The 14,444-nt window shown below is 40.1% G+C and carries 15 protein-coding genes; 10 read left to right on the forward strand and 5 right to left on the reverse strand.

What is annotated here, in order from left to right:
* Positions 1-13 precede the first annotated feature (13 nt).
* Complete coding sequence (locus ACM2FC_RS02325; protein ID WP_498479213.1) at positions 14-559, reverse strand: hypothetical protein; 546 nt, start codon at positions 557-559, stop codon at positions 14-16.
* Positions 560-1,046: 487 nt separating this feature from the next.
* Here ACM2FC_RS02325 and ACM2FC_RS02330 point away from each other — a divergent pair, with 487 nt between their 5' ends.
* On the forward strand, positions 1,047-1,271 hold the full coding sequence (locus tag ACM2FC_RS02330) for a ParD-like family protein (protein WP_498479214.1): 225 nt from the start codon (positions 1,047-1,049) through the stop codon (positions 1,269-1,271).
* The gene (map, locus tag ACM2FC_RS02335) at positions 1,264-2,052 is read left to right on the forward strand and encodes a type I methionyl aminopeptidase (RefSeq protein ID WP_498479215.1); all 789 of its coding nucleotides are present in this window, start codon (positions 1,264-1,266) and stop codon (positions 2,050-2,052) included. The genes ACM2FC_RS02330 and map overlap by 8 nt, the downstream gene beginning before the upstream one ends.
* Before the next feature lie 17 nt (positions 2,053-2,069).
* Here the strand turns inward: map and ACM2FC_RS02340 are convergent, their stop codons facing one another.
* The 3 genes from ACM2FC_RS02340 to ACM2FC_RS02350 all read right to left on the reverse strand — a co-directional run bounded on the left by ACM2FC_RS02340 (position 2,070) and on the right by ACM2FC_RS02350 (position 3,946).
* Positions 2,070-2,507: a DUF4156 domain-containing protein gene (locus tag ACM2FC_RS02340; RefSeq protein WP_498479216.1), complete on the reverse strand. Its 438-nt coding sequence runs from the start codon at positions 2,505-2,507 to the stop codon at positions 2,070-2,072.
* Positions 2,508-2,619: 112 nt separating this feature from the next.
* A complete protein-coding gene (locus ACM2FC_RS02345; protein ID WP_498479217.1) occupies positions 2,620-3,042 on the reverse strand; it encodes a nuclear transport factor 2 family protein in 423 nt (140 codons plus the stop codon).
* A gap of 112 nt (positions 3,043-3,154) precedes the next feature.
* Positions 3,155-3,946, reverse strand: a complete 792-nt coding sequence (locus ACM2FC_RS02350; RefSeq protein ID WP_498479218.1) for a 5'-methylthioadenosine/adenosylhomocysteine nucleosidase — start codon at positions 3,944-3,946, stop codon at positions 3,155-3,157.
* Between the two features lie 241 nt (positions 3,947-4,187).
* On the opposite strand from ACM2FC_RS02350, the gene ACM2FC_RS02355 reads away from it, so the two are divergent.
* Complete coding sequence (locus ACM2FC_RS02355; protein ID WP_498479219.1) at positions 4,188-4,937, forward strand: methyltransferase domain-containing protein; 750 nt, start codon at positions 4,188-4,190, stop codon at positions 4,935-4,937.
* A gap of 84 nt (positions 4,938-5,021) precedes the next feature.
* On the opposite strand, the gene ACM2FC_RS02360 is transcribed toward ACM2FC_RS02355, so the two are convergent.
* Positions 5,022-5,906 (reverse strand): LysR family transcriptional regulator, encoded by an 885-nt coding sequence (locus ACM2FC_RS02360; protein WP_498479220.1) that lies wholly within the window; start codon positions 5,904-5,906, stop codon positions 5,022-5,024.
* A gap of 1,095 nt (positions 5,907-7,001) precedes the next feature.
* Between ACM2FC_RS02360 and tssA the strand changes: the two genes are divergently transcribed.
* From tssA to tssG, 7 genes are all read left to right on the forward strand, one after another.
* The gene (tssA, locus tag ACM2FC_RS02365; RefSeq protein ID WP_498479221.1) at positions 7,002-8,693 is read left to right on the forward strand and encodes a type VI secretion system protein TssA; all 1,692 of its coding nucleotides are present in this window, start codon (positions 7,002-7,004) and stop codon (positions 8,691-8,693) included.
* Between the two features lie 23 nt (positions 8,694-8,716).
* Entirely contained in the window at positions 8,717-9,223 is a 507-nt protein-coding gene (tssB, locus tag ACM2FC_RS02370; protein WP_498479222.1) for a type VI secretion system contractile sheath small subunit, read from the forward strand.
* Between the two features lie 4 nt (positions 9,224-9,227).
* Positions 9,228-10,706, forward strand: a complete 1,479-nt coding sequence (gene tssC, locus ACM2FC_RS02375; RefSeq protein WP_498479223.1) for a type VI secretion system contractile sheath large subunit — start codon at positions 9,228-9,230, stop codon at positions 10,704-10,706.
* Between the two features lie 84 nt (positions 10,707-10,790).
* The gene (locus tag ACM2FC_RS02380) at positions 10,791-11,276 is read left to right on the forward strand and encodes a type VI secretion system tube protein Hcp (RefSeq protein ID WP_498479224.1); all 486 of its coding nucleotides are present in this window, start codon (positions 10,791-10,793) and stop codon (positions 11,274-11,276) included.
* A gap of 62 nt (positions 11,277-11,338) precedes the next feature.
* The gene (gene tssE, locus ACM2FC_RS02385) at positions 11,339-11,758 is read left to right on the forward strand and encodes a type VI secretion system baseplate subunit TssE (RefSeq protein ID WP_498479225.1); all 420 of its coding nucleotides are present in this window, start codon (positions 11,339-11,341) and stop codon (positions 11,756-11,758) included.
* Between the two features lie 6 nt (positions 11,759-11,764).
* On the forward strand, positions 11,765-13,480 hold the full coding sequence (gene tssF, locus ACM2FC_RS02390) for a type VI secretion system baseplate subunit TssF (protein WP_498479226.1): 1,716 nt from the start codon (positions 11,765-11,767) through the stop codon (positions 13,478-13,480).
* Positions 13,444-14,433, forward strand: coding sequence for a type VI secretion system baseplate subunit TssG (gene tssG, locus ACM2FC_RS02395; RefSeq protein ID WP_498479227.1), 990 nt, complete (start codon positions 13,444-13,446; stop codon positions 14,431-14,433). The genes tssF and tssG overlap by 37 nt, the downstream gene beginning before the upstream one ends.
* Positions 14,434-14,444 lie beyond the last annotated feature (11 nt).

Consider the following 14,444-nt stretch of genomic DNA (forward strand, 5'->3'; position numbering starts at 1 on the left):
CCTCATTTATTTTTTATTGAGGTATATACATGATACTTATAGGCTCAGAACGAACAGTATTTTTTACTTGCTCATAATCTGTACGACCATTTTCCATATATATAAGTGACCATGCGCTAACCATTGAACCATCACCAAACGTACAGATATCAGATGCTCCCAAATTATTAGTAAACCCGCCAGATACCACACTATAAGTAATAGTTGAGCCACCTAAATTCATACATACATTCATTGAAGGATTTGTATAATTTCCTTCCCAAAGGCTAGATGATTCCTCAATTGGCCCTAAGTTTTTAATATATGTTGCTGCAATATTTGGTTTTTCTGAGGCATAAGCATCCAAACCGACTGCAATAAATCCGTTATCTTTTGTAAATGTACAAAATTGTTTTTCAAAACCATCGATGTCATTTCCATATTTAGCAACCATGGTCTCAACTGTACCGCCATTATTAATGCAATAAGATGCTTCTGATGAATTATCTGACGCAGCGGCCATAGTTGCACCTGAGAAAATGATAGCAGATACAACACCAATTTTATTAAATAGTTTCATTTTATCTTCCTTAAATAAATATATTAGTTCCGATCTCTTTAACGTGATTGCGTTATTAAGCTAACATGCACAAAACAATTTACAATACAAAATTTTAACAATTAATAAATTTTTTATTTACATAAGTATAAGTAGAAGGCTTTATTGATCGTTCTGTTATTTAACTTTGATGTATATTGCGGTAAATATCATGTTTTGTTGATATTTATAATTCATTTATGAAACATAAGAGTTCATAAATATAGATGAGAAAATATTGTGGTTTTAGTAAAAACTATCTTTATTTTCGTAAAAATAACCATGATTATTTTAAATTCGTATGGATAGGCGGTAATTTATTTATACTTATTAATCAAAATGAAGAAAATTGACTAATGATAAGATGCAACAAGATAAGATAAAGAAATTTGTTTTTTACTAGCTCCTTGTTGAAACCTCAGTTTTAAAGTTATATATTCCGTATACGTTTTGTATATGTTGTGTATCTATGGGTATTGTTAAAATTTCGGAAGAGTTACATGAAGAAATCCGTAAGGCGAGTTCTGTGATGTCTCGTTCAATCAATTCGCAGGCAGAATTTTGGATCAAAATAGGAATGCTGTCTGAATTACACCCTCAGTTAAGCTTTAATGAAATAGTCGCGCATCTGATGCAGTCTGCAGAGGTGTCTACAGATAATGTATCTGATCTGGTTGGAGTGATACGTGAATAAACGAGTGGCTATAAAATCCGAGTCGGAAATTGCATTCATGCGTGAATCTGGGCAGTTACTCGCGCGTGTTTTTGAGATGCTAGATGATTATGTTAAGCCAAATGTGTCGACAATGCAGATTAATGAGAAAGTCGAAGACTTCATAGTTAATCAGTTGAATGCCCGACCAGCAAGTAAAGGGCAGTATGGTTATCAATACGTTCTTAACTCGTCAATAAATGAAGTTGTCTGTCATGGAGTACCTAAGTCGAACCAAGCACTTGGTCGAAAGGACATCGTTAACCTCGACATTACTTTGGAGAAAAATGGTTTTATAGCCGACTCTAGCAAAATGTACGTTATGCCCGATGCTAGCCCAATCGCTAAAAAATTAGTGGAAGTCACTTATCAGGCGATGTGGAAGGGGATCAGGCAAGTAAAACCCGGAGCTAAACTAGGTGATATCGGTCATGCTATTCAGTCGTTTGCGGAAAAATACGGCTATAGCATTGTTCGAGAATACTGTGGTCACGGAATTGGCAGGGAAATGCATGAAGAACCCCAAGTATTGCATTTCGGGTTACCTAATCAAGGGGTTAAGCTAGAGCCGGGAATGACTTTTACTATTGAGCCTATGATTAACCAAGGAACGGCTAAAACCAAAACGAAAAAGGATGGTTGGACCGTGGTGACGCGTGATAAAAAATTATCGGCGCAGTCGGAGCATACTGTATTGGTCACGGAAACCGGATATGAAGTTCTGACGCTTCGTGAAGAGGAGAAACTAAAAGGGCTTTCATAGAATAGCCCTTTTACCTGCTACTTGTTTATATAGATAATCGTGTTGCCTGATTTGCTAGGACTCGCTGGGGAAGTTGTGGCGACTTGCGTATTTGAATTTGTCGGTTGTACTTCGCTACAACGATAGGCATTTCCTGTGATTGACGAGCTTGTTAATCCATCCATTGGAGCTTTAAAATTATTGCTCGTGATAATTTGGACATAGTTCGCTCCAACTTGAGCCGCTTCATTACGCATATCATTCATACTGCCCTGGGTAAGGTTAACGTCGGAAGTTAAACCACCAGTAAACCAATTCCCCTGATGACCATTAACTTGTCGAATAAACTGACAGTTTTGAGCTGCTGGAGAATTAGACACAACAACGCTAGAAGCTTGTGGGTTAAGTGAAATTGCAGAGCAGCCCGTGAGAATCAAAGGAATAGCAATTACAGAAAGTAAATCTTTTAACTTCATAGGTATTTATCAAGAGGGTAATTTTGCAAAAAACATAGCAGATGGGCCACATACGCTCCAGTTATAAGCTTATGCACTTGTTGCATATGGCTAGCACAATGCAAACCAATATCTAGTCGGGTTGTATTTGCTCAGCACTCTCTGATTCGTCTATCACTTGTTCTAGTAGTAGTGTGTCTAGGTAAGCGGTAATTGATATAATTTTAGACTGACGGGTTTTGACTATCCAGCAATATTGATTGTGGTATGGCTTACCAGAAAGAGTCGTCATTTTTCCTTCTAGCTCTAGGATTAATGTTTCACCAAGACTGTAACTTTCAATGACGGATATGGTTGCCTCTTTTTGTATATGGAGGCTTAGTCGATTAAGAGCGTTTTTAAAATACTCTTCTTGGGAAGTGTAGGTTGCAGAGAGTTTTCCCGTCCCTTTTACATGCCATAGGAACTCGTTTTTGACATAGTGACTACAGAGTTTCTCTATTTCCCACTGTTCGATTAATTGGATTATTTCTTGATGGAATGTGCTTTGAGTCATGTATCGACACCTCTAAAAAGGCTTCAATAATACAAATTCCATCGATTATTTAATCAATGGCGTTGGCATCATTTGAAGCCAATGATCTATATTGAATGACTACATACGCTTATTAAACGATAGGAAAGTCAATACCTTTTACAAGCTCTGCAACTAGTGATGCATTGTTACTGGCTACTTGTTCGAAAAAGGTTTGAAAGTTAATTTCTGCTTGCTGGTCGGCTGCATCAGATATTGCACGAATGATCATGCATGGTACCTCGTTGTTTGCTGCAACTTGAGCGACAGCTCCACCTTCCATTTCTACTAGGTCACCGCCTAATTCTCTTAATTGCACTTTCTTTTCGCTGTTGGCAATGAATACATCACCAGTAGCATCTGTGCCAGTAAGGAAAAGTTTTGGATAGTAGCTTTGATTATTTACTTCTACAGCGGCAAAAGATTCGCTGAAGATAGAGGCGTGCTGTTTAATCTTATCGAGTGCTTCACTTGCCCAAAACTGACTAAGGTCGAAATTAGGATCTGCATCTTCTGAGCCTAAACCAATTTCTGGTAAGTGCCCTACTGCACGCATCGTAAATTGTTCACCAGCGTATCCAAAATCATGCTGGAATGTTTTAGAGGCAATGATTACGTCACCAACTTTATAGTCAGGGTTTAAGCCGCCCGCTACGCCGGTGAAGATCAATGCATCTACATTAAATTTAGAAATAAGCATTTGAGCAGTAGCCGAAGCGTTCACTTTTCCCATTCCAGATAATGTAGCAATTACGCAGTGCTCTCCTATATATCCCTTAACTAAGGTTGGAGATAATTGAGTGCTGTTTTCTAACTTAGCAAGCAAGTTAATTTGTTCTTGAGGCAGTGCTGACATAATACCGAATGTAAATGGGAAGCTTTTCATATGGAATAACCTAAGTTTGGTAGCAATTTTATCTATTTTATCCTGTTGGTATTATTTGTACATGATTATATTTTGAGTATGCCGTACTTTAATTGTGAATTTATATTATAGTCTTGTTCAATATTTTAAAAAACTCAATTTTCATTTTTCATACAAACTTAATAGTAATTAGCACTTATATGATTACTTTTTATTATGTTACAATTTGAAAAATATTGGTGATAAATAAAGAGATTAGGTTATGAATTTATTTCAAGATGCTGAATTTTATAATAAAAATTCATCTGTTCAAGCATCTGAAGCCATGAGTTTGATCGTATCACTTGGGGTAGACTTTAAAAATGAACCTCTGTTAGATGTTGGTTGTGGCGATGGGAAAATTACTGATTGTATAAGGCGACTTGGCGCAAAAACAACGGGGATTGATACCTCTGAGGCTATGATTGAGTATGCAAGAGCATGTTTTCCAGAGGTGGAATTTTTACATATTGACGCAGAAAATATAGATAAAATTAATAAAAAATACTCTATTATTACCAGCTTCAACTGTTTGCACTGGATTAAAAATATTGAATGTGTTTTGTCTCGTATAAAGAATAAATTAGATGAAAAAGGCATATTTTTGGGAGTGATATACCCGAGGTGTGAAGAGTTGTGGAAAGCTGCCGAGTTGCTTGAGAACACAGCTAAATATAGAGATAAAAGAAAAGACTTTACTAATCCATACCAATTTCACACTCTAACGAGCTTTAGAGTCCTGTTGGGCAAAGCTGGTTTCTCCGATATCAACATATGGCAAAAGCCACGTACTCGTCAGTTCTCAAATTCTGAAAGCTTTAAAGATTATATTAAGGGTTGGTTACCGCACAGCAAACATTATGGGGGTTTTTTTATTGATGATTGGTTCGATAACTATTCCACGCTAACCGATCAAAATAAAGAAGGCCGAATTAACATGTCGTATGATGCAATATATTTTTGTGTTCAATAAATGAGAGCCCTTTTATGGGGAAACCAAGCAACTGGATTAGTGTAAGGTTGCTTGGAGACTCAGTTAATATGCTCTAGTAGCTACTCAATTATTTTTCGGTAAATGATTACTAAGATATTCTAGCAAAGCTCGAAGCTTTGGGGTTGCACCGCGCCTACTAGGATATAAAGCATACAGGGATACACTTTCGAACTTCCACTTAGGTAAAATGTGGATAAGCTTCCCTTGTTTGACAAATTCATCTGCCATGTATTCGGGGAGCTCTGTTATACCTACGCCTTGCATCGCCATTCTTTTCAACACGGAAAAATCATCGCATTGGACGTGTGGGGTGAAGTGAATTTGTTGCTTTAAATCACCCGAAACAAAATTCCATATCGGTCTGCGCTCTTTGTCATTCATGAGCATCAAAGGACACTGAATTAAGTCAGTTGGCACATTAATTTCTTTTTTCGCAAATTCAGGCGAAGCATACAACCTCAAATTTAATGTGGTTAACTTTTTGGATATTAATCCTGAATCGGTTAATTTTCCGACTCTGAACACGATATCGAATCCCTCCTCAATAACGTCCACTCGTCTATTGGTAAGGCTCATTTCCAATTTGATGTCCGGATATTGGCGACAGAAACCAGAGAGTAAACCTGATAGGAGAGATTGCCCAACGGTAACGGATGTACAAACTTTAAGTGTACCTACCGGCTTTTCAAGCAGCGACTCAACAGTGTGGTTTGCTACTTCAAGTTCGTCCTTAATCCTTCGGCAAGAGTCGTAAAACTGCCGGCCTATTTCCGTCAACCTTTGTGAACGAGTGGATCTTTCGAGTAGTCTTACTCCAACTTCTTGCTCTAATCTGGTTATCTTCCGGCTGATATTGGACTTTGGAGTACCAAGAGAGTCAGCTGCGGCGGTAAAGCTGCCTTTTTCAACGACTTTGGCAAAGACAAGCATATCGTTCACGTCAATCATACTAGCTACCATTTATTGTTACTAATTATTGAACAATATCATATATGAGCAATGATTTATCAATATATGACAAATAATTAATCCTGTTTTGTTGCTATGTGGGGAGCCGCCTCCTCAAATCGAGAAGAAGTCAGAGGGCTTAAATATTTTCATGTTTAAGTTAGCCAGTCGGTGTTTGATGGTGGTGCTTAGCGTTGCACTTTTTAGAGTAGAGGCGATTGAATTTAGGATAATCGTTATTAATTCTTATATAAAATTATAGCTTTCTAGGTCTTATCTTATTTGTAACACTATTTTTACTCATAATAATTGTGAATCTTAGCTGTGTGCTAATTATCTTTTAAACATATATCCTTTTACCACGTGTGATATTTAATCCTAATGCTTTCGATTCAAAATATCAGTAACACTTTATAGAATACAATTTGTTTCAATTTAAAGTGAATACACTTTTTGTATGATACTAAGTTGCTAATAAATAGTGATTAATCACTATGAATCACTCATTAAACTAGTAAGTTTTCCCTAATAGTTAATGATTTCATAGCCAGTCCTTCTTATTGGAGCGGTAGTTATTCGACTTTTGGCTAATTTTAATAGTTCTAATAGTATGATGTAATCACCTATAATTAATCGAATGTAGAATAAACAATTGCATTTAATATTTCTGTAATATTTAATAAAGACAATAGCTTTTAGGTTATATCGGAGCATATAGACGTAGTGCTCAGACAGAAAATAAATTCCAGTTTAATTACCGGCTCTCAACTTGAGCTCAGAAGATAGATCTGCAATGACCAGATCGCCTAAGCATAATCAAAAGATTGTAGAAAATTAATTTCTATCTATTTGATTGTATAAATGATATCACTATTAATAGGCTATTACATAGCTTTCATATAAGTATCACCAAACTGAAATATTACATTGATAGCATTTTGCACCGCTACTTGATTGAATTTACATAAATAATCAAGTTCATATAAAGCATAATAAATTGTTATCAATGGAAAATGACTCGGTTCGACTTATAAATAATAAGTTCATTAACTGACAGTACTCAAAGTCATAAAATATTAAGTTAAGGATGAAGTCTTGAACGACATAATTTCGATGCTAGGAGTCGACCCAATTCCAGGGGAGTCGCCTGCAGGCGTTAATCTATCAGATATTGCAGAATCTGAGTCTACATTGCTTGAGGTTGCAAAACTTAATGCAATGGACTTAGGGCCTGACGCTGTTGATTGGCAAGTCGTAGACCAGGAAGTTCGTAACTTACTAGCAAACTATGGTAAGCATTTTCAATTTGCCGCTTATTTAGCTGTAGCTCGTTGCCAGTTGGACGATGTTAAAGGTATCGCACAAGGAGCAAGTTTACTCAAAGAGTTGACGGTAAACTTTTGGCAAAATGCATTTCCGCCAAAAAAACGGGTTCGCGGACGTATCAATGCCATTCAGTGGTGGCTGGATTGGACTAATCGCTGGGCAGAAAAGTTCGTAGAATCCGGAATACAAGTACAAGCTGAAGATATTCAAACTGCAACTGAGGCGATTCAAAACTTGGAGTGCGCATTAGTCGAAGAGTACGACGATGCCCCTGTCATGAGAGGCTTGCTTAACCAATTGAACAGAATTCCATTGGTTGCGCAAGAAGATAGCCCAGCGGTAGCGTGTTTGGCAACGAATGAGCAAGAATTCCAAACAGAGCAGAAAAGCTTGCCAGCTGATCCGGAAGCTGAAGGCGCAATTGAGATCAGCGTGGAAAAACAGATTACAGAGAAACTAGATGAAGGTGCGACCAACAGTCACGTTGCGACTGCGATAGAATCTACAGTGAAAGATACAGGTTTGATTCGAGCAGAGACTCATTCACCCAGTTTTAATGTGCCTTTAATTAGCGATGAAAATCAACATGATAAAGCCTCTAGAGAGTTGCTATCTGCTGGGTTAAGCCAGCTAGCCATAGGTGCTGAAAAACTGTATGAAGAAGATTCCACAGCGGGGCTTAGCTATCGATTATCGCGCATTGCTGCTTGGTCGAATTTATCTGAACTTCCTCCTAATGACGGAGCCATAACCAAGATCAGTCCGCCATCTCGCCAAACTATGATGGTGCTGAAGTCAGCCAAGGAGACAAGTGATCCACTTATTTGGTTGAGGGCATGCGAATTAAAAGTTGCTAATAATCCATATTGGCTAGACCTTAGCTACGATTCTTGCCAGATACTAGCGAGCTTAGGGCCAGACTATGAAGGGGCTGTGAGAGAAATAGAGCAGGCATGCTCTATGCTGATGATGCGTTTACCAGAAATCGAGTTGCTAAAGTTTAGCGATGGGACTCCGTTTGCAAACATGGCGACTCAAGACTGGCTCAAGAGTTTAACGATTACTAGCTCTGATCAAGAGCCTGATTATATAGGTGAGCTCGAATTCAAAGCGAACAAACTATTCACAGAAAATAAATTGGAACAGGCCATTCGTTTTCTGAACGAGTCTTCACTTGGTGAGAGTCACCAGAACCAATTTCGTCTCAGTATAAAAATGGCTCAGCTGCTTCAGCAAGGCGGATATGAGCGGCTTGCAATCACTCAGCTTAAGCCTCGCATAAAGCAGATTGAAGAATATCGATTGGACATGTGGTTCCCACAATTGGTCGTTAATACCCACAAAGTGATGTACGAATGCTATTTAGCGACGAACCAAGTTGATGAAGCAGAACAAGTTTTAAATCAAATGTATACGGTCGATCCAGAGATCGCTATCAGATACTTTAAGGCAGCCCAATAGGCTGTTTCTACGGAGAAAATGCAATGGCAAAAGAAAGCTCAGTTGCCCCGAAAGAGCGGGTAAATATCGTCTATAAACCAGCAACAGGTGATGCCAAAGAGGAAGTGGAGTTACCTTTGAAAATGTTGGTCGTGGGTGACTTTACCCTAGCCGAAGACGAGCGCATGGTTGAAGATCGAGTTCCTGTTAACGTTGACAAGGATAACTTTAACGATGTGTTAAAAGCTCAGGGACTGAACCTAGAATTTGCTGTTCCTAAAACACTTGCTGGGGCAGAAGAGGATGAGCAGTTACCCGTCAGCCTTAAAGTCGAAAGCATGAAAGACTTTGAACCAGACCAAATTATTCGCCAAATACCTGAAATAGCTAAGTTAATGGAACTTAGAGATGCATTAAAAGCGCTTAAGAGTCCTTTGAGCAACGTCCCAGAGTTTCGCAAGAAAGTGCAGAGTTTGATTCAAGATGAGTCATCTAGAGCTGCTCTTTTAAAAGAGCTAGGTATTGAAGCAGAAGAGCAAACGGCGGAGTAATATTATGGCTGAACAACAAGTAGCAGAAAAAACAGAAGAAGTTGTAGACAATGCCACTTTGCTGGATCAGATTGTTGCAGCTTCAAAAATGAATCCAGACCAGCATGCGTATTCTGTCGCTACAACTGGCTTACAGGCATTAATCAAAGATTTAGTTAAGCCTGAGCGTCAAGGCGCGGTGATCTCTGGAGATCTAGTCGATGCGCTTATTGGTGATTTGGACCAACAAATATCAGCGCAAGTTGATGAGGTCCTTCACAATGAAAACTTCAAGAAAGTCGAAAGTGCGTGGCGCGGTTTGAAGTTTTTGGTGGATAGAACCGATTTTCGCGAAAATACGCGCATCGAAATGACCAACATTAGCAAGCAAGATCTTCAAGATGATTTTGAAGATAGCCCAGAGGTTGTGCGTTCTGGCCTATACAAACTGGCTTATGTAAACGAATACGGTCAATTTGGTGGTCAGCCATACGGTGCCATTATCTCAAACTATGACTTTGGTCCAGGCCCACAGGATATCAAACTTCTACAAGATGTTGCGAGTGTATCTGCGATGTGTCATGCGCCATTTATTGCCGCTGCAGGTTCACAGTTCTTTGGTGTAGATGATTGGCAAGATGTACCTAAGTTAAAAGATTTACAAAGCGTATTTGAGAGCCCTTTTTATGCGAAGTGGCAGAGCTTTCGTGAGAGTGAAGACGCACGTTACGTTGGCCTGACTTTGCCTCGATTTTTACTACGTTTGCCCTACGGTCAAGACACCGTGCCATGTAAGTCTTTCAATTACACTGAGACAGTCAGTGAAAGCCATGAACACTTCTGCTGGGGCAATACTGCATTTGCTTTCGCCAGCCGCTTAGCAGACAGTTTTGCGAAATACCGTTGGTGCGCGAATATCATCGGCCCGCAAGGTGGCGGCGCAGTGGAAGACTTACCCCTTTACCAATTTGAATCCATGGGCGAAATCAAAACCAAGATTCCAACGGAAATATTGTTGTCTGAACGTCGAGAGTTTGAGCTGGCTGAAGAAGGCTTTATCGGTATGACAATGCGTAAAGGCAGTGACAATGCGGCATTTTTCTCTGCTAACTCTTGTTTAAAACCGAAAACGTTCGGCAGCTCTGAGGAAGGAAAACAGGCCGAGTTGAACTACAAGCTTTCAACTCAGCTGCCATACATGATGATAATGGATCGCTTAGCACACTACATAAAAGTGCTACAGAGAGAAAACATCGGTACGTGGAAAGATCGGCAAGAGCTTGAGCGTGAGCTAAATACTTGGGTGGGACAATATGTCACCGAAATGGAAAACCCAGAAGCAAGTGTAAGAAGCCGTCGTCCTCTTAAAGGCGTCGAAATTAATGTTGAAGATGTAGCAGGGGATCCTGGTTGGTACCAAGTATCCATTAACGCCCGACCTCACTTTAAGTATATGGGAGCATCGTTCACGTTATCCCTAAAAGGTAAGTTAGATAAAGAGTAATTGTCTTGGCTGCTCAACTGACCTATGAGCAGCTGTTTTTACCACTAGGTCATTTTAACTAAATCAAATGTAGGGAATATCAAAATGGCACACAATAGTTATATTCAGTTTAAAACCGTCGATGGCACAGAAATAAAAGGTGAGAATACAGAGGTCGATGCTTCTCTAAAAGATTGGGTACGATGCTTTGCAACAAAGTCTAACCTAATGGTTCCAACTGATAGCCAATCTGGTAAGCCAAACGGCAAAAGGTTCTACGATGCGACTCACGCTCTTATAGAAGCAGGCCCTCATACTCCAGGTCTATTCCAATGTGCGACTTCTGGTGAGCAGCTAGACATCCTGCACCATTTTGTTCGTATCGAAGATGGCAAAGAAGTTGTATTTTTCACAGTTGAATACACCAATGCAACAATTTGTGGTGAAGAGCTAATTCTTGAAGATACAACCAAGCGTGAAAACGCTGAAACACCGTTATGTGTCAACCTTGCTTGGACTTTCGAGAATATTACCAAAACATGGAAAAAAGGTAATCTCGAGCACAAAGATACGCTTGCTGCACAGAGCTAATATCACTAGGGGGCTCTATACCTTGGGCCCCTTTAACACCAACGTTTATTAGGAGCTTAACTATGTACGCGAGTCGGCTGTTAGAACGTGTTCGTCATTGTTCCAAACCTCAACCTATAAAATCAGAAACTGATAAAGAGCAGCTTAGCATGTGTATCAGTAACTATTTAGTCAAGTTATTGAACACTCAGCAAGGGAGTGCACAGGCATGTATAGACTTCGGAATGCCTGATCTCAATAGCTACCGATATGGCGGAGCGGTTGGAGACGTCAAAACGCTGGAACAAATCATTATTGACACTATTAAGCGTTACGAGCCAAGAGTCTCAGATGTAAAAGTAATATTTGAACCGAATCAAAGTGATCCTCTTGGAATGGTATTTCACATTGATACACACGTCGACGTGGAGCGAGAGCAAATCGCTCTTGCATTTGAAACTGTATTAGGTGCTGATGGGCGTATTCGCGTCGATGAGATATAACCGCGAATGATCAATCAACACTACCGAGAACAGCTAGGTTACTTAAGAAATCTAGCCAAAGAGTTTACGCAAAAACACCCTGCATTAGCGCCAATGCTAGCGGGGCAGAATGCCGATCCCGATGTAGAGCGGCTGCTAGAAGGTACTGCTTTTTTATCTGGAATTGTTAAAGAAAGGTTGGACGATGATTTTCCTGAGTTGATTCATGGACTGACTCAGCTGCTATTCCCACATTACCTGCGTCCATTGCCTTCTTCGACTATCATGCAGTTCACACCAAAGGCAAGTCTTTCAGAGATCGTTAAAGTTAAAAAAGGCACGACGATCAACTCCAATCCAGTTGACGGTCACAGTTGTACATTCAGCACTTGTGCAGACTTGGACCTGCATCCTTTAACCATTGATGGAATCGAATGGTTGCACGGGAGTGCGGGACAAGCTTGCCTTCGAATCAGCTTTACCTTAAATGGTTTGCCATTAAAGGATTGGCGACCAGATTCGCTGCGCTTCTATTTGGCGGGATCGTATGCAGAGGCATCTAATCGCTACGCATTTCTTTGCCAGCATATCACTGACGTAAGAGTCAATTACCCAACTGGCTCATCTTATATTGGTAGCAAGAAATTTCAGCCGCTTATTGATAAAGATGAGCAGCCTTTACTCGATTATCCCACCAATTCTTTTCCTGCATTTAGAGTGTTGCAGGAATACTATATGTTGCCGCAAAAGTTTCTGTTTTTTGATTTGGTTGATTTTGCACGCTGGGGAGATGAAGGCGAAAATCAGCAATTTAGTATCGACTTACTTGTTCAAACTCAACAAGAACTGCCAGCGTTTAACAAGGACCATGTTGAGCTGCACTGTATTCCAGCGGTTAATTTATTCGATGGAGAAGCAGATTCAGTGATTCTCGATCACCAAAAAACCGAGTACAAGCTTCGAGCCTCTCGTGCTCAGGATCAAATATATTCACTGGATAGAGTGGTGGGGTATCAGCAAGGCACTGTGACGGCGAGGGAATATCGCCCATTTGAGATGTTTAATCCTAATTCGGAACATATTCCAGTCTACTCTCTCCGCCGAAAGCTGAATAAGATATCAAAGGGTTCATCTCTATATTTATCTGTAGCCTATCCCAAAGAGAGTTCATCACTCAAGCAAGAAACACTGAGTGTGACAGTGCGTTGTACAAATGGGCATTTTGCTGAACAAATTCAGTATGGTGATATATGTAAAGCAACGGAGACGTCACCTGAGAAAGCGACGTTTAAAAACATTCTCACTCCGACGAAACCCGTTGAGCCACCGCTTGGTGACAACACACTATGGCGCCTTATCTCACATTTGTATTTAAACCAACTGACATTAAGCGATCCAGAACACTTAATGGCGTTGCTCAAGTTGTACATATTTACCGATAGTCGCGACCGTTCAAAAGTACAGGCTAATACCAAACGTGCGGATTCTATTGCAGCGTTACATAGCCAGCGTCGCAGGCGTCTTTTTCAAGGCTCTTTGATTTCTGGAGTCGACATTAACGTTGCATTAAACCCTGATGGATTTCCAGGAAAAGGGGATATGTTTGTGTTTAGCGCAGTGTTGAAACACTTATTGTCATCTTTTTCAGCAATTAATTGTTTTACCCAATTAACTTTTGAAAACATGAATACCAAGGAAAGCTATCAATGGCCTCCACAAGTCGGTCAACGTCAGTTGATGTAGTTGAACATTTACACAATAAGCCTGCACATTTTTCTCATGTTCAAGCAGTCCGTTTACTGCGTTGGCAAGAAGCACAAAATGGTGGGAATGTTGACGACTTTGTAAAACAACGTATTCGCACTAGGCCAGAGTTATCTCTGGCTTTTCAGCCAGCTGAATTGGTTGAGTTGAAAGGTGAGAGTGATCATTTTCAGCTCACTGCGACGTTTATGGGGTTATATGGCGCAGCTTCTCCGTTGCCGACATTTTATACCGAAGAGCTATTTGAAGAAGCTCGGTATGATAGCAGTGAATCACGTGATTTTTTAGATATTGTCAATCAGGTTTTTTTCGATCAGTACTTCGAAGCTTGGAGTAAATATCGCCTACTTCCTCAAATAGTCGAAGAGAAAAAATCGCAAGTCTTGGAGCGTTTGCTTTGTTTGGCTGGAGTAAGCTTCTCCCCATTGGACGATCAGAATGCCCAAGAGCTCATTCGATATGCCGGTATTCTGAGCCAGGTACCGCGCTCAGCCATGGGATTGGGTAATATGATTGCGGATGCCGTAGGTGCGAAAGTGGACGTAGAAGAGTTGGTGCCCAAATGGGAGACTATTCCTGAAGATCAACTTATTTCGCTGGGAGAGTGCAACCACGCCTTGGGCGATGATGCTTATATTGGAACAAAAATTTTGGATTACAGTGGAAGCTGTATTCTGCACGTTAGTACAGATGAAAGAGAGGTGTTTCATGGGTTGCTACCCGGTGGATACCTATTTAATAAGATGAAGCGGTTACTTAGCCATTATTTAGTTGAGCCTATCGATATCGAGATGAAAATTTGGCCGGAATCCAGCATTACTATGCCAAGTGTACTTGGAAACCTAGAGGGTACATTGCTCGGGTTCGATGCTTGTTTAGGCCAGCAAACCGGTGCGGTATGTGTGCCGCTATTCACTAGTGAAGAATTCTAAAGAGAGCCCAG

The sequence above is a fragment of the Vibrio sp. A37 genome (genome assembly GCF_059777565.1).